At 66.2% G+C, this 20,659-nt stretch carries 16 protein-coding genes and 2 tRNA genes; 8 read left to right on the top strand and 10 right to left on the bottom strand.

Going from position 1 to position 20,659, the window contains the following annotated elements; genetic code table 11:
* The first annotated feature begins 3 nt into the window (after positions 1–3).
* The 3 genes from D3F03_RS08125 (at position 4) to D3F03_RS08115 (ending at position 4,374) form a co-directional block, all read left to right on the top strand.
* A complete protein-coding gene (locus D3F03_RS08125; protein ID WP_119108881.1) occupies positions 4–2,523 on the top strand; it encodes an ABC transporter permease in 2,520 nt (839 codons plus the stop codon).
* A gap of 126 nt (positions 2,524–2,649) precedes the next feature.
* On the top strand, positions 2,650–3,243 hold the full coding sequence (locus tag D3F03_RS08120; protein WP_119108880.1) for a LemA family protein: 594 nt from the start codon (positions 2,650–2,652) through the stop codon (positions 3,241–3,243).
* Between the two features lie 12 nt (positions 3,244–3,255).
* Positions 3,256–4,374 (top strand): M48 family metalloprotease, encoded by a 1,119-nt coding sequence (locus D3F03_RS08115; RefSeq protein WP_119108879.1) that lies wholly within the window; start codon positions 3,256–3,258, stop codon positions 4,372–4,374.
* Positions 4,375–4,479: 105 nt separating this feature from the next.
* Here D3F03_RS08115 and D3F03_RS08110 read toward each other — a convergent pair whose 3' ends face one another.
* Entirely contained in the window at positions 4,480–5,145 is a 666-nt protein-coding gene (locus D3F03_RS08110; protein ID WP_425453101.1) for a Smr/MutS family protein, read from the bottom strand.
* A complete protein-coding gene (radC, locus tag D3F03_RS08105; protein WP_119108878.1) occupies positions 5,142–5,855 on the bottom strand; it encodes a RadC family protein in 714 nt (237 codons plus the stop codon). The genes D3F03_RS08110 and radC overlap by 4 nt, the downstream gene beginning before the upstream one ends.
* A 66-nt stretch (positions 5,856–5,921) precedes the next feature.
* Here radC and D3F03_RS08100 point away from each other — a divergent pair, with 66 nt between their 5' ends.
* A complete protein-coding gene (locus tag D3F03_RS08100) occupies positions 5,922–6,374 on the top strand; it encodes an FKBP-type peptidyl-prolyl cis-trans isomerase (protein ID WP_119108877.1) in 453 nt (150 codons plus the stop codon).
* A 163-nt stretch (positions 6,375–6,537) separates the two neighbouring features.
* The gene (gene ispH / locus D3F03_RS08095) at positions 6,538–7,506 is read left to right on the top strand and encodes a 4-hydroxy-3-methylbut-2-enyl diphosphate reductase (RefSeq protein WP_199665432.1); all 969 of its coding nucleotides are present in this window, start codon (positions 6,538–6,540) and stop codon (positions 7,504–7,506) included.
* Between the two features lie 175 nt (positions 7,507–7,681).
* On the opposite strand, the gene D3F03_RS08090 is transcribed toward ispH, so the two are convergent.
* Positions 7,682–8,353, bottom strand: a complete 672-nt coding sequence (locus D3F03_RS08090) for a CBS domain-containing protein (protein WP_119109453.1) — start codon at positions 8,351–8,353, stop codon at positions 7,682–7,684.
* Positions 8,354–8,439: 86 nt separating this feature from the next.
* Between D3F03_RS08090 and serS the strand changes: the two genes are divergently transcribed.
* The gene (gene serS, locus D3F03_RS08085) at positions 8,440–9,753 is read left to right on the top strand and encodes a serine--tRNA ligase (protein WP_119108876.1); all 1,314 of its coding nucleotides are present in this window, start codon (positions 8,440–8,442) and stop codon (positions 9,751–9,753) included.
* A 186-nt stretch (positions 9,754–9,939) separates the two neighbouring features.
* Positions 9,940–10,029 (top strand) — tRNA-Ser (locus D3F03_RS08080).
* 210 nt (positions 10,030–10,239) lie between these two features.
* Here the strand turns inward: D3F03_RS08080 and D3F03_RS08075 are convergent.
* Positions 10,240–10,584: a single-stranded DNA-binding protein gene (locus tag D3F03_RS08075; protein ID WP_119108875.1), complete on the bottom strand. Its 345-nt coding sequence runs from the start codon at positions 10,582–10,584 to the stop codon at positions 10,240–10,242.
* A gap of 337 nt (positions 10,585–10,921) precedes the next feature.
* On the opposite strand from D3F03_RS08075, the gene D3F03_RS08070 reads away from it, so the two are divergent.
* A complete protein-coding gene (locus D3F03_RS08070; RefSeq protein WP_119108874.1) occupies positions 10,922–11,551 on the top strand; it encodes a Rossmann-fold NAD(P)-binding domain-containing protein in 630 nt (209 codons plus the stop codon).
* Between the two features lie 152 nt (positions 11,552–11,703).
* Here D3F03_RS08070 and D3F03_RS08065 read toward each other — a convergent pair.
* The 6 genes from D3F03_RS08065 to D3F03_RS08040 all read right to left on the bottom strand — a co-directional run bounded on the left by D3F03_RS08065 (position 11,704) and on the right by D3F03_RS08040 (position 20,634).
* A tRNA-Arg gene (locus D3F03_RS08065) sits at positions 11,704–11,778 on the bottom strand.
* Positions 11,779–11,803: 25 nt separating this feature from the next.
* The gene (locus tag D3F03_RS08060; protein WP_119108873.1) at positions 11,804–15,931 is read right to left on the bottom strand and encodes a translocation/assembly module TamB domain-containing protein; all 4,128 of its coding nucleotides are present in this window, start codon (positions 15,929–15,931) and stop codon (positions 11,804–11,806) included.
* A 2-nt stretch (positions 15,932–15,933) separates the two neighbouring features.
* On the bottom strand, positions 15,934–17,799 hold the full coding sequence (locus D3F03_RS08055; protein WP_119108872.1) for an autotransporter assembly complex protein TamA: 1,866 nt from the start codon (positions 17,797–17,799) through the stop codon (positions 15,934–15,936).
* A gap of 4 nt (positions 17,800–17,803) precedes the next feature.
* Positions 17,804–18,991, bottom strand: coding sequence for a vWA domain-containing protein (locus D3F03_RS08050; RefSeq protein WP_119108871.1), 1,188 nt, complete (start codon positions 18,989–18,991; stop codon positions 17,804–17,806).
* Positions 18,992–19,020: 29 nt separating this feature from the next.
* Positions 19,021–19,623, bottom strand: coding sequence for a GNAT family N-acetyltransferase (locus D3F03_RS08045; RefSeq protein ID WP_119108870.1), 603 nt, complete (start codon positions 19,621–19,623; stop codon positions 19,021–19,023).
* A gap of 150 nt (positions 19,624–19,773) precedes the next feature.
* Positions 19,774–20,634 carry an AAA family ATPase gene (locus D3F03_RS08040; protein ID WP_119108869.1) on the bottom strand — a complete coding sequence of 287 codons (861 nt, stop codon included), beginning with the start codon at positions 20,632–20,634 and terminating at the stop codon, positions 19,774–19,776.
* Positions 20,635–20,659 lie beyond the last annotated feature (25 nt).

Raw genomic sequence — 20,659 nt, 5'->3', positions numbered from 1 at the left:
TTCATGAATCTTTCCTTTGCCCGCCTGGCCTGGCGCACCCTGTTGCGCGACCTGCGCGCCGGTGAACTGCGGCTCTTGATGGTGGCGGTCACGCTGGCCGTGGCCGCACTGACCGCGGTCGGGTTTTTTGCCGACCGTCTTCAGGGTGGTTTGCAGCGCGACGCACTGCAACTGCTCGGCGGTGATTTCGTGGTGGCCAGCGACCACCCCACGCCAGCGGCCATCGTGGAGCGTGCCCGGGCGCTGGGCCTGCGCATGGTGCGCACGGCGAGCTTTCCCACCATGGCGCGCGCCGACGACGCGCAGGGCGGCGCCAGCCGGCTGGTGGCCTTCAAGAGCGTGACGCCGGGCTACCCGCTGCGCGGCAGCGTGCGCGTGGCCGATGCACTCAATGTTCCCGGACGGCCGACGCGCGAGATTCCTGTGCCCGGTGAGGCCTGGGTCGATGCCTCGCTGCTGGACGCGCTGGGCCTGAAGCTGGGCGACCCGCTGCTGCTGGGCGACGCCAGCCTGCGCATTGCCCGCATCATCACGCTGGAGCCTGACCGCGGCGCGGGCTTCATGAGCTTTTCCCCGCGCGTCATGGTCAACGACGCCGACGTTGCCGCCACGGGCCTGGTGCAGCCGGCCAGCCGCGTCACTTACCGGCTGGTGGTGGCAGGCGCAGCGGCGCCGGTGCGCCAGTTCCAGGCCTTTGTCGATGCGCAGTTGCAGCAGCCGGGTATGCGCGGCATGCGCGTGGAATCGCTGGATTCCGGTCGCGCCGACATGAAGCAGACGCTGGAGCGCGCGCAGAACTTCCTCAGCCTCGTGGCGCTGCTGGCCGCCATGCTGTCGGCGGTGGCCGTGGCGCTGGCGGCGCGTGCCTTTGCCGCCAGCCACCTTGATGCGTCCGCCATGCTGCGCGTGCTCGGCCAGAGCCAGCGGCGCATTGCCGCGAGCTACACCACCGAATTCGCGCTGGTCGGCCTGCTGGCGAGCGTGCTGGGCGTAGCGTTGGGTTTTGCAGTGCACTACGCCTTTGTCTATTTGCTCTCTGGCCTGGTGACGGCCGGCCTGCCGGCTGCCAGCATCTGGCCGGCGCTGCTCGGCGTCGGTGTGGGCATGACCTTGTTGCTCGCGTTTGGCCTGCCACCGGTGCTGCAGCTCGCCCAGGTGCCGCCGCTGCGCGTCATCCGTCGCGACGTGGGGGCGCTACGGCCCGCGTCGCTGGCCGTGCTCGGGATTGGCGTCGCGGGCTTTGCCGCGCTGCTGCTGGTGGTCAGCCGCGACCTGCGACTGGGCCTGATTGCCATCGGCGGCTTTGCCGCTGCCGTGCTGCTGTTTGCGCTGCTCAGTTGGCTCGCGGTGCGCCTGCTGCGCCGCACCGTGAACGAGGCCACAGCGCCGCGCTGGCTGGTGCTGGCCACGCGGCAGATTTCCGCCCGCCCGGCCTATGCGGTGGTGCAGGTCAGCAGTCTCGCCGTGGGGCTTTTGGCGCTGGTGCTGCTGGTGCTGCTGCGCACCGACCTGATCGCCAGCTGGCGCGAAGCCACACCGCCGGACGCGCCCAACCGCTTTGTCATCAACGTCCAGCCCGATCAGGCGCAGGACTTTCGCGCCATGTTGGAAGGCGCAGGCGTTGCCCGCTACGACTGGTACCCCATGTTCCGCGGCCGGCTGGTGGCCATCAACGGCAAGGCGGTGGAAGAGGGCTCTTTTGCCGACGACCGCGCCAAGCGGCTGGTCGAACGCGAGTTCAATCTGTCTAACAGCGCGGTACAGCCGCCGCACAACCTGATCGTCGCGGGCGCCTGGAAGGCAGGCGAGAGCGGCGCCATCAGCGTGGAAGAGGGCTTGGCCAAGACCTTGGGTTTGGCGCTGGGCGACCGACTGCGCTTTGACACGGGCGGGGTTCAGTCCGAAGCGCGCATCACCTCGCTGCGCAAGGTGGACTGGGGCTCGCTGCACGCCAACTTTTTCGTCATGTACCCGGTGGATGCGATGCCGGATGTGGCCATCACCTACCTGGCCGCCTACCGCGCGCCCGAGACGCCGGGGTTTGACAACGCATTGGTGCGGCGCTTTCCCAATGTGACCAATGTGGACATGGGCGCCACGCTGGCGCAGATTCAGGGCGTGCTCGACCAGGTCATTCGCGCGGTGGAATTCCTGTTCGTCTTCACCCTGGCCGCCGGGCTCGTGGTGCTGTTTGCCGCCGTCACCGCCACGCGCGAAGAGCGTGCGCGCGAATTCGCCATCATGCGGGCGCTGGGCGCGGGCAGCCGCCTGCTGCGCCAGGTGCAGCGCGCCGAACTGGCGGGCGTCGGCCTGCTCGCCGGCCTGCTGGCCAGTAGCGCGGCCGTGGTGGTGGGCTGGGCCCTGGCGCACTACGTGTTTGGCTTCACCTGGACCGCCTCACCCCTGGTGCCGCTCGCCGGCAGCCTGGCCGGTGCGGTGCTGGCGCTGCTGGCGGGTTGGTGGGGGCTGCGCGACGTGCTGGCGCGGCCGGTGGTGGAGACCCTGCGCAGCGCCCCGGAATAGCTATTGATTAAATAGCTGCTTGCGCTTATGGGTAGTGCGTTAGAGGCCTATTTGCCTTGTTTTTTCGGCTTGCCCGGCGCTTGCCTCTAAGATGCGGCTTCCAGAATATCCAAGCGAGGGAGCAACATGACAACAACCGGCTGGGTTCTTCTTGCCATCGTGGCGGCACTCGTGTGGTGGGCCATTGCCGCCTACAACCGCCTGGTCGAGCTGCGCAACCGCATTGCCAACGCCTTCGGCCAGATCGACGTGCAGCTCAAGCGCCGTTACGACCTGATTCCGAATCTGGTGGAGGTCGCGCGCGGCTATCTGCAGCACGAAGCCAGCACGCTGCAGGCCGTGATCGAGGCGCGCGGTCAGGCACAGGGCGCAGCCGCCGTGGCGCGTGCAGCGCCCACCAACGCGGGCGCGGTGGGCGGCTTGGCCATGGCCGAAGGCGTGCTGGGTGCGAGCCTGGGCCGCTTGATGGCCGTGTCCGAGCGCTACCCTGAACTCAAGGCCGACGCCACGATGCAGTCGCTCTCCGAAGAACTCGCCAGCACCGAAAACCGGGTCGGTTTTGCCCGCCAGGCTTTCAATGACCAGGTGCTGGACTTCAACAACGCCGCCCAGCGGTTCCCCACGCTCATCGTCGCGCGGCTGGCCGGGTTCGCCCCCGCCGCCGTACTCGCATCGACGCAAAGCGACGAGGAGCGCCGGGCGCCGCGCGTGCAGTTCTAAGTCAGCGGGCCAATGCGCTTTTGGGATCAGCAGCATGACGCGCGCAGCGAAACGCGGCGCCTGCTGCTGGCGTTCGCGGTCGCCACCGTCCTGTTGGTGCTGGCCGTGCATGCCTCGCTGGTGCTTGCCTGGTGGCTGATGGCGCTGTTGTTGCCGGTGCGCCTGCCGTTTCCGGCGGGGTTTCTGGTGGCCAACGTGGGCGTGTCGCTGCTGCTGGTGCTGGGCGGCTGGTGGGTCGAGACATCGAACCTGCGCGACGGCGGTGTCAAGTTGGCCAAGCGCATCGGTGCGCGCGAGCTGCGGCCCAGCCTCTCGCATGCCGAGCAGCGCCTGGCCAACGTGGTCGATGAGCTGTGCCTTGCGGCGCAGATGCCGCGCCCCCAAATCATGGTGCTGCCGCGCGTGGACGCCATCAACGCCTTTGCCGCCGGCTGGGACGAGCAGGATGCCGTACTCGCCGTCACCCAGGGCGCGCTTGACCACCTCACGCGCGAAGAAATGCAGGGCATGGTGGCGCACGAACTCAGCCATTTGCACGAGGGCGACACGCGCCTGAAGATGCGGCTGGCGGGTATGGTCTTCGGGCTGGAGCTGGTCTATAACTTTGGCGACGAAATGCGCGAATCCGGCGGCCTGGCCTGGTGGTTTGGCTCGGCCATCATGCTGGCCGGCCTGGCGGGTTGGCTCACCGGGCAGATTCTCAAGGCGGCGGTGTCGCGCCAGCGCGAATACCTGGCCGACGCCCGCGCCGTGCAATGGACGCGCAGCCAGAACGGCCTGGGCGGCGTGCTGCGCAAGGTGATGGGCCAGCGCCAGGCGGCCGAGCGCACCGGGCAGCAAGAATCACGCCGCAGCGGCCTGGCGCACCCGAGCGTGCAACACATGCTGCTGGTCGACGTGGAAACCAACGGGCGCTGGGGCGAAGGGCTTGCCGCGCGCCTCGCTGGCCGGCTTGATTCGCACCCTACGCTGGAAGACCGGGTGCGGCGTGTTTATGGCCGCAGCATGGCGCCGCTGCCACTCACGCCAGTGAACGAGCCGCCCGAGCGGGCGCACGGGGCGTCTGGCACGGCGGCCCCAGCGAGTGGGCCTTCGCTGGCGTCGCTGGTGGACCCGTTTGCACGGTTGTAAATGTTATAAAAATAATAGCTGCTATCGCTTATGGGATAAGCGCTAGAGGCTTAAAACGCTAATATTTTTTGCGGGAGCCTTCACGCCGGCCTATGCCGGCGCAGTTCACACTTGCCGCCGCCCCATGGGCGCCAACAGCACCACCAGGGCGCCGGCACCGCCATCGGCAGGCTTGGCCTGCACGAAGGCCAGCACCTCGCTCTTTTGCACCAACCAGCGCTGTACCCGGCTCTTGAGCACCGGCGCCTTGCCCGGCGAGCCCAGGCCCTTGCCGTGCACCACCCGCACGCAGCGCAGACCGGCCTTGTGCGCCTGGCGGATGAACTCCCCCAGCGTTTCGCGCGCTTCATGAACGCGCAGGCCGTGCAGATCGAGCTGGCGCTGGATGCTCCAGCGGCCCGCGCGCAGGCGCGCGGTCACGTCGGTGCCGATGCCGGGGCGGCGAAAACTCAGTTGGTCGTCCACGTCGAGCAGGGTGCTGACGTCGAACTCGTCGCTCATGGATTCGCGCAGCACCTGTGCTTCGTCCAGCCAATGCTGCACCGGCAGCGGCTCGGGCCGGGCCGGTGCGAGGTGTGCCAGGTTGCGGGTTTTCAGCGCGGTGACCGCACCCACGCTGCGGGCAAACAGATGGCGTTCCGCCTCGCGCCGGGCGGCGGCTTCGCGCGCGGCCTGCTCCTGCGCAGCGCGCAGCGCCTGCTGCTCGCGCAGGTGGCGGGCGAGCTGGGCGAGTGAGGCCAGGCCGTGAAAGCGCTCGCGCCTCAGACTCACACCAGCCCCTTGGCCGCCATCGACAGCCACTGGCCGTGTGCGACGATGACGTGGTCCAGCACGCGCACATCCACCAGCGCCAGGGCGCTTTTGAGGGTTTGCGTCAGCACCTCGTCGGCGCGGCTCGGTTGCACGCTGCCGCTGGGGTGGTTGTGCGCCAGCACTACGGCAGCGGCCTGCAGGTGCAGGGCGCGCAGCACCACTTCGCGCGGGTAGACGCTGGTTTGCGTGAGCGTGCCGCGAAACAGCTCTTCAAGGGCAATCAGCCGGTGCTGGCTGTCGAGGAACAGCACGGCAAACACCTCATGGCCCTTGGCCGCCAGGTGCAGTTGCAGGTAATGGCCCACCGCATCAGGCGAGTCGAACACCTCGCGCTCGCGAAGCTGCTGGGCCAAGGCCCGCCGTGCGAGTTCGAGCACCGCCACCAGCTCGGCGCGTTTGGCGGGCCCCAGGCCCTTGATGCGCGAGAGGTCCGCCATGCTGGCGTGCAGCAGGCCGGCGATGCCGCCAAACCCACCTGCCGGGCGGCTGGTTTCGGGGCAGGTGCGCGGGGCATCAAGCAGCTCTTGCGCCAATTGCAGCACGCCCTTGCCGACGATGCCGGTGCGCAGCAGCAGGGCCAGCAACTCGGCGTCGCTGAGCGCGGCCGGGCCGCGTGCGAGCAGTTTTTCACGCGGGCGGGCGTCGGCGGGGAGGTCTTTGAGGGGCATGGATTGGTACTTTCCCGAGTGGGAATTCCAGGAATCCTAAAATGCAGCCAGTTTATAGAGGCACGCATGGCAATCGTTCAACAAGGCTCCTTTCTCACGCTTCACTACCGCCTGGCCGGCCCGGCTGGCGATGTGATCAATACTTTCGACGACAAACCGGCCACGCTTACGCTGGGCAACAGTGAGCTCTCGCCCGCGCTGGAGGCGCGCCTGGTCGGTATGCAGGAAGGCGCGCGCACCACCTTTGAGCTGGCGGCTGGCGAGGCCTTTGGCGAGCGCAACCCCGAAATGCAGCAGTGGTTGCCCGGCAAGCTGCTCGACGAGGTGGGCGACCCGGACGAGCAGTACCACGTCGGCGAGGTCATCGAGTTCCCCACGCCCGACGGCCAGGGCACCTACGCCGGCGCCGTGCTGCGCGTGGGCAAGGAGGGCGACCCGCGCGCCCTGCTGGTGGACTTCAACCACCCGCTGGCGGGCCACGCCGTGAGCTTCGAGGCCTACGTGATCGGCGTTTTATGAGGCATCCCCCTGCGCGGCTACGCCGCTGCCCCCTTCTCTCGCGCTGCGCACGGGAAGGGGGACACCGCCAGCGCGGCGGGGCGGCCCTTGCGCGGCGGTTGCTGGCATTGATCGCGTCGGTTTCCAACCTTTTGTGCGGTGCTCAGTGCCATGGAGTGTTGAAATGATGAGTCCGCAAGAAGTCCTGCTGGCCGAGCCGCGCGGCTTTTGCGCTGGCGTCGACCGGGCGATCGAGATCGTCGAACGGGCGCTGGCCAAGTTCGGCGCGCCCATCTACGTGCGCCACGAGATCGTGCACAACACCTACGTGGTCAACGACCTCAAGGCCAAGGGCGCGATCTTCATCGAAGAGCTCTCCGACGTGCCGCCCGGCGCCACGCTGATCTTCAGCGCCCATGGCGTCAGCAAAGCGGTGCAGGAAGAAGCCAAGGCGCGCGGTTTCCACATTTTTGACGCCACCTGCCCGCTGGTCAGCAAGGTGCACGTCGAAGTGGCCAAGCTGGCGCAAGAGGGCTACGAATTCATCATGATCGGCCACAAGGGCCACCCCGAGGTCGAGGGCACATTGGGCCAGCTCGACGGCGGCATCCACCTGGTGGAAGACGTGGCGGACGTGGCCCGCGTGCAAACGGTGCAGCAGGAGAAGCTGGCCGTGGTCACGCAGACCACGCTGTCGGTGGACGATGCCGCCGAAATCATGGCCGCCGTGCGCGCGCGCTTCCCGCAGGTGCGCGAGCCCAAGCAGCAGGACATCTGCTACGCCACGCAGAACCGCCAGGATGCCGTCAAGCTGATGAGCCGGCAGGTGGACCTGGTGATCGTGGTCGGCAGCCCGACAAGCTCCAACAGCAACCGCCTGCGCGAGCTGGCCGAGCGCCTGGGCACCACGGCCTACATGGTCGACAGCGCCGACGAACTGCAGCCCGCATGGTTCACCGGCATCGCCCGCGTGGGCCTGACCGCTGGCGCCTCGGCGCCCGAAGTGCTGGTGGCCGAAGTGCTCGAGCGCGTCAAGGCCCTGGGGGCGGTGTCGGTGCGCACGCTCAGCGGCATCGAAGAATCCATCAAGTTCCCGCTGCCCAAGGGCCTGCGCATGGACGGCGTGGCGCCAGAGGCCGGCGAAGAGGCCTGAACTATTGTTTTGATAGCTGACAGCGCTTATGGGATAAGCGCTAGAGCCTTATTTTGCTTAAAGTTTTTGCGCCTTCCCGTTTCTAAATCCAGCGTGAACGCGAAGGCAGAGCGCAGACGGCCCAGGCCTACGGCAAGCGAGGCCGACAAAGCGCACCTTGGATTTGGCAAGGCAATCAGGTCCACAGATCAAGCGGCGGGTCTGCCGCCACCGCGCGCAGGATGTCGGTGCGCGAGACAAAGCCCTCCGGCAGCCCCAGCTCGTTGGTGACCGGCAGGCCGGGCAAGCCGGTGTCCAGCAGCACCGAAGCGACACGGCGCAGGCCGGTATCGGCAGACGCCGTGGGCACTGGCGAGACCATCACCTCATCCACCAGCCGGCGCGCCCGCGCAATGGCGGCTGGCACGCCGCCCGGTTTGGGAATCAGCTCGAGCGGCACCATGTCGGCGCGCAGCAGCAGGCCGATGACGCGGCCCAGCGTATCCACCACGGGTGCCTGCCCCACGCCGTGCTCTGCCAGCAGGCCCCAGGCCTCGCTGACCAGCGCGCCGCTGGGCACCGTCAGGGCGCCGCGCGTCATCACATCGCTCACCAGACTGAGCGGCTGGCGTACCGTGGCCGGCCCCTGGTCGGTCTGCGCATAGGCGCTGACGGCGTCCTGTGCCCGCAAACTGCCAAAGGCGCTGTCGTACGCGGCGGGCGTGACGGGTTCCGCCTGCGCCGTCCCGCGCGGGCCGGTGGCACGCAGCGCCTGCGGACGCCGCACCCTGCGTACGGATGCAATGCGGGAAATCTGCTCCGGGCCGCCCCGTAGCATCTGCCCTGAAGGACCAAAGACAAAAAACATGGCTTCCTCCCGCACGTCGTGTGCCTTGTGCCATGTTATCGGCATCCGGGGTGCCAGCCTCAAGGGGCGCCGCCTAAAATCCCGGCATGCTCGACATCCTCCTTCTCCGCAAAGACCTTCCGACCGCGATTGCCGGCCTGGAAACCCGCAAAAACCCCCAGCCCTTTCTTGACGTGGCGGCCTTCCAGGCGCTCGAAGCCGAGCGCAAGACGCTGCAGACGCGCACCGAAGAGCTGCAGGCGCAGCGCAACCAGCTCTCCAAACAGATCGGCCAGCTCAAGGCCAAAGGCGAAAGCGCCGATGCCGTGATGGCCCAGGTCGGCGCGCTCAAAGCCGAGCTGGAGCAGTCGGCCGCGCGGCTCGACCAGATCCAGCCCGAGATCCAAGCCCTGCTGCTGGCCGTGCCCAACCTGCCGCACGCCAGCGTGCCGGTCGGCGCCGACGAAGCGGGCAACGTGGAAGTGCGCCGTTGGGGCACCCCGCCCAGCTTCGACTTCGCGCCCAAAGACCACGTCGATGTCGGCACCCCGCTGGGGCTGGATTTCGACATGGGCGTGAAACTCTCGGGCTCGCGCTTCACGGTCATGAAAGGGCCGATTGCCCGGTTGCACCGCGCGCTCAGCCAGTTCATGCTGGACCTGCAGACGCAAGAGCACGGCTACACCGAGTGCTACGTGCCCTACGCGGTGAATGCCGATTCGCTCAAAGGCACCGGCCAATTGCCCAAGTTCGAAGGCGACCTGTTCGCCGCGCAAAAGGGCGGGCAGGACGCCGAACCCGTGCCCGATAACGCGGCGCTCTACCTCATCCCGACCAGCGAAGTGCCGCTGACCAATTTCGTCCGCGACGTGGTGGTGGCTGAAGATCAGCTGCCCATCAAGCTCACCGCCCACACGCCGTGCTTCCGGTCCGAGGCCGGCAGCTACGGCCGGGACACGCGCGGCATGATCCGCCAGCACCAGTTCGACAAGGTCGAAATGGTGCAGATCGTGCATCCCGAAAAGAGCTATGAAGCGCTGGAACAAATGACCGGCCACGCCGAAGCCGTGCTGCAAAAGCTCGGCCTGCCGTACCGCGTCATGAGCCTGTGCACCGGCGACATGGGCTTTGGCGCCGCCAAAACCTACGACCTCGAAGTCTGGCTTCCCGGCCAGAACAACTACCGCGAGATCAGTTCCATCAGCAACTGCGAAGCCTTCCAGGCGCGACGCTTGCAGGCAAGATTCAAGAATGCGCAGGGCAAAAATGAGCTGGTGCACACCTTGAACGGCTCGGGCCTGGCGGTGGGGCGCACGCTGGTCGCGGTGCTGGAAAACTATCAGCGTGCGGACGGAACCGTTGAGGTTCCGTCCGTTCTCCGCCCATACATGGGCGGAGTGTCGGAGCTTGCGCCGACATGAGCAGATGGTTTCAGTGCAGGCTCACTTTCGCAGAGCGAAAGTTAAGCGCAGCGTGCCGGAACTAAAACTACCAGCGGGCCGATGGCTCGGTGCAGGTGCCTGAGGTGCTGCGGCCGTACATGGGCGGTATCGAGGTTCTGACGCCATAAGCCGCAAAATCTGCTGCTAGAATCGCAGGCTTCGAGCGGAGAGGTGGCAGAGTGGTCGAATGTACCTGACTCGAAATCAGGCGTGGTAGCAATATCACCGTGGGTTCGAATCCCACCCTCTCCGCCAATGGTCACAAGGGCTTGCTGCTATTTATTTAGAAGCAAGCCCTTTTTGCTTTTGGCGCACGTTTAGGCCAGTTGGTGACGTTGATATTGAGGCCCGCCCCTGTCCAAGCGGCCAAGAGCGATGCCCATCGATCGGTGTTGCTGGCCCCATGCAGCTTTGGCGTACGCCGCGAGCGTCGGGTGTGAAAAGTTCAAGGGCTCTGGCGGGAAGTCAACGGCCTGCTGCCTGCTCGGCTTCCATCGCGGTGCGCTTCCTGGCGACGTGGTAGGCGGTGAGCACCTGGGTGGCCACCATATCGACGCTGGGGCGCGTGTTGTCCTGCTTGTCGGTCCAAACCTTGGGCGTGAGGCTTCCGGCCAGTGCAACGCTGTCGCCGTCGTCCAGTGCCAGCAGCGCAGCGCTGGGTGCAGCATCAAACGCGATGACGTTCACAAAGAGGTCGCCGCCTTCGCCGGCCGATGCGAGCACCTTCGCAACCGCAAAGGGTTTGCCCGCTTTGTCCACCCGCTCTGCAGGCCGGCCGTACAGTCGGCCGGAAACCAATCCCTCAATCATGTGTGTTCCTTTGCTCTAAAGTAGCAAGCATGCCCTACGCAAGCATGCGTAGCACCCAGGCAACGCGAAACGACAGCGCCGGGCCAACCGAGCGACTCCAGGCGGTCAAGTTGCCGGCCCGGCTGCAAATACTTCGACCGGCCGATCGAGGTTTTGTGTGCCTGATCGACGACCGATTCCATCTCGCTTCGGTGCGTGCGTCGCTGCCTCAATGGTGGGAAGTCAAGCACTGATCAAGCACTCATGGTCACACTGCTTGCCAAGCCGGATCAATTGTGGGCCTGCATGGAACATGATTACCGTTTCGATACGTGTTCACATTTGAAAGGAACGCAAAATGATTCTTTTGCTTGTGGGCGCCACAGGACTGGTGGGCAGCCACGTATTGCGCCTCGCGCTGGCTGACGAACGAGTAGACAGCGTGGTCGCACCGTCTCGTAGGGATCTACCCAATCACCCCAAACTGCAGGCGCCAGTCGTGGATTTTGGGCAGCTTCCCGAAGATGCGTCTTGGTGGCAAGCCGATGCGGTCATTTGCACCTTGGGGACCACCATGGCCAAGGCCGGCTCTCAAGACGCCTTCCAGCGCGTGGATCACGACTATCCGTTTCAGGCTGGGCGGCTAGCCCGCAAGCACGGCACGCCCGCCTACGTGTTGAATTCGGCTCTTGGAGCAGACGTGTCTTCGCGATTTTTCTACAGCCGGGTGAAGGGAGCATTGGAACGCGATCTGGAGCAACTCGGATTTTCGTCCCTCACCCATGTGCGCCCCGGATTGATCGGGGGAGATCGCCAAGAATCCCGTGCGGGGGAAAGCGTAAGTGTGTCGGTGTTGTCCGCACTCAGTCCCATTTTGCCCCGCAAATGGCGCTTGAACCCCGCGCTGAAGATTGCCGAAGCTTTGCTAAATGCAGCGATTCATCCGCTGCCAGGCGTTCATGTGATTACTTCCGAGCACCTGTGCTGACGATGAATTGCCTGACGTTTGTGCTGGTCAAGTTTTTTCGGACACAACGGTAGGTTGTTACGGTGTGATGTGGCTTGAGACAACAAAAAACCCGCAATGCTAGGAAGCATGCGGGTCTTCGAGGTGTTGCGAGGCGTCATGAAACGACTGCTTGGTCCCCTCGACAGGAATCGAACCTGTATCTAGCGCTTAGGAGGCACTCGTTCTATCCATTGAACTACGAGGAGAGGGGCGCCATTGTAGGCGCTGGCGTTATTCGTAGCGCACGGTGTAGATGAGGTCCAGCCCCGTGCTGGCGCCGGTTTGGCCGCGCAGGCGCAGGCGCTTGGAGAGGTCGTAGAAGATGTAGAGCGTACCCAGCGTGCCCGAGAGGCTGCGCTCATAGGTGACGTACAAGTCCTTGGACAGACGCTTGCCAAAGGTGAGGGCGGCGCCGGTGGCGCCCTCGCCTGCACCGGGGCCCTTGAAGCCGACTTCGTCCAGGCCCAGGCGGCTGGCGACCTTCTCGCCCGCGCCGCCGCCCTTGCCGCCCAGCAGGGCCAGCGCGGCCTGTTGCAGTACGGCGGCTTCGGCCCCGCCGGAGGCCGCGCCGTGGCCCAGTACCACCCAGGAGAGTTTTTCTGCATCGGGCAAATCGGGCTCGGCGTACAGGCGCACGCGGGGGTCGAGCGCGTTGCCGCTGACCTGCACGCCGGCGCGCACTTCGATATTGGGGCGCAGCGCGAGGATGTCGAGCGAGGGGTTGTTGTACGGGCCATTGAAGCGCACCAGGCCGGTTTCGATGTCGAGCATCTGTCCCCAGGCGCGGTAGCGGCCGGCGACGGTGCGCACCTCGCCAAAGATGCGTGGCGGCGTGTGGGGCATGGAGCTGCTGCGGATGTCGAGCTTGCCTTCCAGGCGCGTGGTGATGCCCTGGCCCTGGAAAGCGAAATCGTCGCCCAGGTCCAGGGTGATGGCGACGTCGGGCGGCAGCACGGTGTCTGCGCGCTGCGCGGCACTGGCCGCTTGCTGGGCATTTTTTTGCGCTGCTGCGTCGCGCGCCTTGGAGTGCACCACCACATCAGCACCCAGGCTGGGGGCGCTGGCGTCGGGCAAGAGGATGCTGGCGCGGTCGATACGCAAGTCGCCGCGCAGCGTGAACTGGCGCTCGCCCAGGGTGGCCTCCAGCGTGCCCGAGACGCTGGCCTGGCGGTCCGCGCGCACCAGCACTTGCAGTTGGTTGGCTCGGGCTTTGAAGTCCATGCGCAGGTCTGCTGCGCTGCTGCTGCCCCATTGCACGCTACCGCTGCCCTGCAGGCTGCCGCCGTCCACCGGTGGAGGTGTGCGGTTGCCGCTGAAGCCTGCGATGCGCGCGCTGCTGCCGCGCCCGCCTTTGAGGCTGAACGCGGTAATGTTGATGCGGTTGCCGGCCAGCGTGGCGCGCAGCTGGCCGTCTTGAAGGTCTACGCCATCGAGCAGCGAGCGCACGGTGAGCTTGTCGGCGCTGAGTTGCCCGCTCCACAGGGGGTTGCCGCGCGTGCCCGAGAGTGCCGCGTCGGCTTCGAGTGTGCCGCTGATGCGCCAACCGGGCGGCGCCAGCACCGACCACACCCCTACCTGCGGCAGCTTGGCGCGCACGGTGCCGGCCAGCGCTGCGTTGTCGGGCCACACCCAGCCGCCGTCCTGGTGCTGCAGGCGCGTGGATGCCTCGGCGCGCACCTCGCCGGCCTGCGCGCTGTCCCAGGTGAAGGCGGTGCGCAGGGCGTCGCCCTCGGCCTCTGCGGTGAGTGCGACATTGCGCAAGCCGGCGGCAATCGTGTCCGTGCGCTCGCGCAGAGCCGCGTCGACCTTGGCGCCGTCGCCCTTGCTCTGCACGCTGGTGGCGGGTGGCGCGTCTTCCACGGCAATGCGCAGGTCGCCGCTGCTGCGCTGCAGGCGCACGCTGGCGCTGAGCTTGTCGCCCGCATCCACGGCCCACCGCCCGCCGAAGATGAGGTCGGTATCCAAGCCGAATTTTTTCAGCAGCGGTGGGTCCTGCGCGCCGACCAGATCGGCCCAGGCGAGCGGAATGCCGGTGACGGCGCCCTGCGTCCGCAAGGCCACGGCGCCCCCTGCGGAACGGGCGAATGCGAGCGGCTCCCAGCGCAGCGCGACCTTGCCTGGCACCGGTGCGGTGAGCGCGGCGCTGCCCGCGCCGACCTTGGCACTCAGCGCCCCTCCAATGCCGCGGCGCGCCTCAATGGCAAAAGGAGCGCCTGCCAGCAAGGTCCAGCGGCCCTTGTGCAGGCCGTCTTGCAGCGTCACGCTCAGGCTTTGCACCTGCGCATTCGCGGCGACGGCGCCCTTGTCGGTGGCCTCCAGCAGGCGGGCGATCACGCTGCTCTGCACGGTGGCGCTTTGCTTGTCACGGCGCAGTTCGCCTTGCAGCGAAATCTCGGCGCGGGCGGCGCTGCCCGCCGCGCGCAGGCGCATGCCGTGCAGTTCGATCTGGGTGGGCGCGGCGCCTTTCGCGTTTGGCAGATCGAGCTGCAGTTTCGGCGCGTCGAACGTGGCCTGCAATCGCGGGGCATTGGCGCTCTTGCTGGCGGCAGCGGTAGTTGCTTTGGGCAAGGTGGTAAAGCCTTCCCAGCCGCCACGCCATTGGGCATTGAGCGAGGCGCTGCCGCGCGCCGCAAAGTCCGGCGCGAGCTGGCTGAGACCAGGCAGGGTTCTCAGCCACGCCAGCGTCTGCTCCGCTGACGCCGATTGCACTTGCAGCGTACCGGCGCCAAGGTGCGCGGCAAGCTTGCCGTCTGCTTGCGCGCTGGTGCCAGGCAGCTTGGCCTGAACCTTGCCGCTGATGGCGAGCGCAGGAAGGGTGGCGACCTGCACGTCGGTCGCCTTGACCTGTGCCTGCAGCGTCTCGATATCGGCTTGCGGCAGGTGGAGCATGCCCTCTTTCCAGGTGCCGCGCGCTGCCACGCGGTCGATGCGCAGGGTTGCTGGCGCACGCTTGCGTGCGCTGCGCGCGCCGCTGGCGGCCAATTGCAGCTCGAATTGGAGGTCTTGCGCGCTTCCTTCCGCCGTGGCGCGGCCGCTCAGTGGCGCCGCGGCAAGCGCGCTGTGCAGTTGCGCTGGGTCGACGCGTTCGACCTGGGCCTTGAGTGCGAAGGATTGTGATGCTGGCGCGAAACGGCCTTGCAAGGCCAGCGTGCCCTTGCCGATGTCGACGCGGGCGTCCTCGGTGCTCCATTGCGTGCCGTCAAAGTGCACATGGGCCGTGACGGCGTTCACCGGCAGGCCCTTTTTGTCCCAGGGGGCCGGGCGGGCATTGGTGAGGGTCGCTTCCACGTCCCAGCCTTCGGGCGTTGGCCCGGCTGCGACGTGGCCGCTGAGCAAGGTGGTGGGGGCTTGGGGCGACAGCACTGCCAGGTCGACGCCTTGCAGATCGGCTTGCGCTGTGAGCAGCGGTTGGGCTGCCCAGGGCGCGACGCTGGCGCTGGCGTCGGCTTGCATGGGTGCCGAGTCTTTTGGTGCCGATGCCTCTTGCGGCGCTGCGCGCAGCTTGGCAGTCAGTTCGATGCGTGCCTCCTGGCCGGCCAGGGTGCCTTTGGCCTGGGCTTCAACTTGGACGCCGAGCGTGCGTTCGCTCTCTGCTGCCCCTTTCGGAAGCTGGGCCTGCCACTGCGCTTGCAGCGTGGCGTCCACTGCCATGGGCGCCTTGCCGTCCACTCGCACATCGGCGCTGAGGTGGCCCTGCGGTAGATCCACGCTCGCAACTTCGAGGTGGTGCGCGGCGCCGTTGTAGCGGTAGCGGCCCGAGAGGGCTTTGGCGTCGAAGGGCTTGTCGGCAGCCCAGACCAGTTCGCGCACGGCAAAGGGGATGTCGATGTAAAGCGGCAAGTTCAGTTGCTGCAAAGGCGTCGGCGGCGGTGTTGCCACCTCAGGCTGCGCTAGGGGCGTGATGACCACCCGGGCCGCTTCGAGCTTGCCCAGGCGCAGGGTCTTGTTGAGCAGGGGCGTGAGGCTCCAGCCAAGGTCGATGTCCTGCGCGTTCACGCTGAGTGTGCTGCTTTGCCAGCGCAGGTGCGCGATGTGGCCGCCGCGCCGCAGGGAGCCACGGACGCCTTCGGTTGTCAACTGCTGGCCTGCGGGCAGGCTCTGCGACGCACGTTGCAGCACGTAGGCGAGCGAATCGTCCCGCCCCAGCCATTGCCAGGCCAGCAAGGCGGCCAGCAGCAGCACCACCAGCAAGGCGGCAAAGGCGAGCAGGAAGGGGCGCAGCAAGCGCTTGCGCCGAGGTGTTGGTGGGGGGTGGTTGCCCGAGGCGGCCGCATAAACGTTGGGGCCGGCGCGGTGGGTGGCGCCGGCAGCAAAGACGTCAGGGCCGGCGTCTGGGGGCGTGGTGGGGCGGTTTGCCATCGTCAGAACGTAAAGCCCAGGCGCAGATGCAGGCGCAGTTGTTTGGCTTGCACCCCGTAAGCCAGGTCGGTCTGCAAAGGCCCGACCGGGCTGCGCCAGCGCAGCCCCGCGCCCACGCCGACACGCGCGTGCAAGTCGGCCACGCGGTCGGCAACGGCGCCCACGTCCACAAACAAGGCGCTCTCAAAATCGCTCACCGTGCCGCCAAACACGAGGGGGCGCTGCCATTCGGCGCTGGCTACGGCGAGGTACCGTCCGCCAAAGAGCTGGTCGTTTTCGGTACGCGCGCCAATGGAGCGCAGGCTGTAGCCACGCACGGTGGTGTCGCCGCCGGTCAGAAACAGCTGCGTCACCGGAATCTGCGCGCCGGGCCGGGCGAATACTGCGCCGACTTCAGTGCGCAGCGCGATGCGGGCACGTCGGCTGCTGCCGTCGGGCGCTGTCACCTTGGCGAGGGGCTGGAAATACAAGCCGCGGGCCAGTGCGCGCACGAAGGGGTCGTGCTCAGGGCGCAGCGTGGTGCCCGCGCCGAATTCAGCCGCCAGGCCCCAACCGCTGGCCGGTGCCGTGTTGCTATCGAAATAGCGGCCCGTCCAGCCCGTGTTCAGGCTCAGTGCCGTGCTCTCGGGCGGTGCCATGGGGCCTTGGCTGACGGCACTGTTGTACTGCAAGGCGTAGTTGCGGTCGATGTGGTCGGTGCTCTGGCTGCGGCCAAAGCGCCACTGTGTGCCGTTGACCTGGTAGTCACCGGTGGCTTCGCGCTGCAATTGCGCACCGGCCACCCAGCGCCAGCCGTTGGTGCCGGGCAGTGCGGTCCACTCGGTGCCGAGAACTTTGGCTTCCCGATCGAACGAGAGCTTGGTGAGTGCGCGCCAGCCGAGCCAGGGAAGCCGGTTGTAGGTGTGGTCCAGCGACAGGCGCACGCCGCTGTCGGTGGAAACGCCGATGCCGAAGATGGCTTTTTGCAGCGGTGCCTCGCGCACCTGCGCGGTGACGGGGGCGGCGCCCGGTTGCGGGGTATCGGGGTCCAGTGTGAGGAACACCGTGTCGAAATAGCCACTGGCGGCCAGGCGCTGCTGGGTATCGAGCAACTCGGTTTCGTCGTATATGGCCCCGGTGGGCAGGCGCGCGATGTTCTTGATGCCTTGCGCGTCGTAGCGCTTCATGCCTTTGAGGTGCAGCGGACCGAAGCGGTAGGCTGGGCCCGAATCGAAGGTGGCCGACAGCGCAGCCTGGTGCGTATCCGCGTCGATGTCTGCGCGGCTGTTGGCGAGGCTGGCGGTCGGGTAGCGGCGCTTTTGCAGCGCGCGCAGGGCACTTTTCTTGGCGTTGTCCCAGGCTTCCTGGGTAAACGATTCGCCAGGGTTCAGCGTCCACGCGGCGCGTGCGCGCACCTTGGGGCGGCTGGTGGCTAGGCCCGTCTCGATGTCGCCCTGAAACCTCAAGTCCAGCGCCTTGATGGTGGTGCGCTCGCCCGGATCGACGGTGGCCACGATGGCGCGGGGCGCGCGGCGGTCGTCGGGCGTGTTGCTCAGATCAATCTGGATGTCCGGGCTGAAGTAGCCCAGCGTGGCGAGCAGTTCGCGTGCATTGGTATCGGCCGCGCCCAGCAGGCGCGAGAGCTCACGTTCCTGCAGATCGGGAAAGGCGCTAAAGCGCTGCAGTTCGAGGTGCTTTTCCAGATAGTCGCGCACCTCCTTGGGCGCGCGCACTTGCAGCGTGAACGCGGCGACATCAGGGGTTGCGGCTTCGCTGCTGCGCTCGCTGGTCTTGGGGGTTAGGGCACTGCAGCCGGTCAGCGCACCTGAAATGGCAAAAAGAAGGGGCAGGGCGAGTTGCCCGGCACGCACCGCGCGAGAGTGGGGCATGCACCTATTTTGACAGCAGCCGCATCGTCTCCTCCAGGCCTTTGAGTGACAGAGGGTACATACGGTTGCCGATGAGCTGCTGGATGATGCTGATGCTCTGGCGGTACTGCCACACGCCTTGGGGCTCGGGGTTGATCCAGGCGAACTTGGGGAAGGCGTGCGTGAGGCGCTGCAGCCACTCGGCGCCGGCTTCCTCGTTGTTGTATTCCACGCTGCCGCCGGGCTGCAAAATCTCATAGGGGCTCATGGTGGCGTCGCCCACGAAGATCAGCTTGTAGTCCTTGTTGTACTTGCGAATGATGTCCCAGGTGGGGAATTTTTCGGCAAACCGGCGCCGGTTGTTCTTCCACATGAAGTCGTAGACGCAGTTGTGGAAGTAATAGAACTCCAGGTGCTTGAACTCGCTTTTCACGGCACTGAAAAGCTCTTCCACGCGGTGAACATGCTCGTCCATGGTGCCGCCCACGTCCATCAGCAGCAGTACCTTCACGTTGTTGTGGCGCTCGGGCACCATCTTGATGTCCAGGTAGCCGGCGTTGGCGGCCGTGCTGCGGATGGTGTCGGGCAAATCCAGTTCCAGCTCGTGCCCCTCGCGGGCAAATTTGCGCAGGCGCCGCAGCGCGACTTTGATGTTGCGCGTGCCGAGTTCCTGTTGGTCGTCGTAGTCGCGGTAGGCGCGCTGCTCCCACACCTTGACGGCGCTTTTGTTCTTGCCGGCGCCGCCAATGCGAATGCCCTGCGGGTTGTAGCCGCCGTGGCCAAACGGGCTGGTGCCGCCGGTGCCTATCCACTTGCTGCCGCCTTCGTGGCGCTCCTTCTGCTCTTCGAGGCGCTTCTTGAGCGTCTCCATGAGCTCGTCCCAGCCCATTTTTTCGATGGCGGCCTTTTGCTCGGGCGTGAGTTCGTTTTCCAGGATCTTGCGCAGCCAGTCGGCGGGCACTTCCTTGGTGAAGTCGGCCACCAGCTCCACGCCCTTGAAGTAGGCGGCAAAGGCGCGGTCGAACTTGTCGTAGTGCTTCTCGTCCTTGACCAGCACCAGGCGCGAGAGGAAATAGAAGTCGTCCAGGCTCCAGGCGCCCTCGGACTTCGGCCCTACCACGCCGGCTTCCAGCGCTTCAAGCAGGCTCAGGTATTCCTTGACCGAGACCGGCAGCTTGGCGGAGCGCAGCGTGTAGAAGAAGTCAATCAGCATGTTTTAAGGGTGTTATTGGCCTCTAGCGCTTATGCAGTATGCGCACGCAGCTCTAAAAGGTATAGCAACTGAGCACGCGCTTCGGGCCATTCACCGGCGCGCAGGCTGTACATCACGGTGTCGCGGATGGTGCCGTCGCGGCGCAGGGCATGGCCACGGATGACGCCGTCTTTGCGGGCGCCCAGGCGCTCGATGGCGCGCTGCGAGGCGAAGTTGAAGTTGTCGGTGCGCCAGCCCACCACATGGCAGCCCAGGCCGTCAAACGCGTGGCCCATCATCAGCAGTTTGCAGGTGGTGTTGACGTGGCTGCGCTGCACGCTCTTGCGGTACCAGGTGTAGCCAATCTCGACGCGTTTCACCGCTGGGAGGATGTCGTGGTAGCTGGTGCTGCCCAGCACCTGGCCGGTAGCGTCGTCGAGTACGGCAAAGGCAAAGCGGTTGCCGTCGGCGCGCATCTTCAGCGCGGTTTCGATGTAGGCGCGGGTGTCCTGCGGCTCGGGCACCGAGGTGACGCGCAGCTTCCACAGTTCGCCGTCGGCGGCGGCCGCGCGCAGGCCGGATTCGTGTTCAAGGGAAAGGGGCTCTAGGCGCACGCCGCGATCACGCAGTGTGATGGGTTGAACGAAGGTCATTTCGGTTAGTCGTTGTGCATGAAAGGGGCGCTTCCCCGCCAGGGCTCTCGCGCAAGGGCCGCCCCGCCGCGCAGGGAGCGTCCCCCATCCCGAATTGCGCAGCAATTCGAGAGAAGGGGGAAGGAGCGAAGCGACACAGGGGGATGCTCTCTATCTGTTCCTTTGGTTCATGAAGACCAGTTTTTCAAACAGGCTCACGTCCTGCTCATTCTTCAAGAGGGCGCCCACCAGCGGCGGTACAGCGACTTTGTTGTCCTGGCTCTGCAGCGCAGAGAGAGGAATGTCTTCGGCCACCAAGAGCTTGAGCCAATCGAGCAATTCGCTGGTCGAGGGCTTCTTCTTCAGGCCCGGCAGGTTGCGCACGTCGTAAAACGTTTTCATCGCCGAGGTCAGCAGCTCGCTCTTGAGCGTGGGGAAGTGCACCGCCACGATCTGGCGCATGGTGTCGGCTTCCGGGAACTTGATGTAGTGGAAGAAGCAGCGGCGCAGGAAGGCGTCGGGCAGCTCTTTTTCGTTGTTCGAGGTGATGAAGACCAGTGGGCGGTGCTTGGCACGGATGAGCTCGCGCGTCTCGTAGCAATAGAACTCCATGCGGTCGATCTCGCGCAGCAGGTCGTTCGGAAATTCGATGTCGGCCTTGTCGATCTCGTCGATCAAGAGCGCCACAGGCTGGTCGGCGGTGAACGCCTGCCAGAGCACGCCTTGCACGATGTAGTTGCGGATGTCCTTTACCTTGTCGCCGTTTTCGGCCCCGCCCAGCTGGCTGTCGCGCAACCGGCTCACAGCGTCGTACTCATACAGACCTTGCTGGGCCTTGGTGGTGGACTTGATGTGCCATTGCAGGAGCGGCATGGAAAGCGCCTGTGCCACTTCTTCGGCCAGCATGGTCTTGCCGGTGCCCGGCTCGCCCTTGACCAGCAGCGGGCGCTGGAGCGTGGCGGCGGCATTGACGGCAAGCATCAAGTCCTGGGTGGCGACGTAGTTCTTGGAGCCTTGGAATTTCGTGGACATGTGAAAAAGAGTTGACTATCGGGCT

Source organism: Simplicispira hankyongi (assembly GCF_003570885.1).
Taxonomy (GTDB): domain Bacteria; phylum Pseudomonadota; class Gammaproteobacteria; order Burkholderiales; family Burkholderiaceae_C; genus Simplicispira; species Simplicispira hankyongi.
Note: the sequence above shows the minus strand (reverse complement) of the source record. Positions and strands in the feature narration are given on the sequence as shown.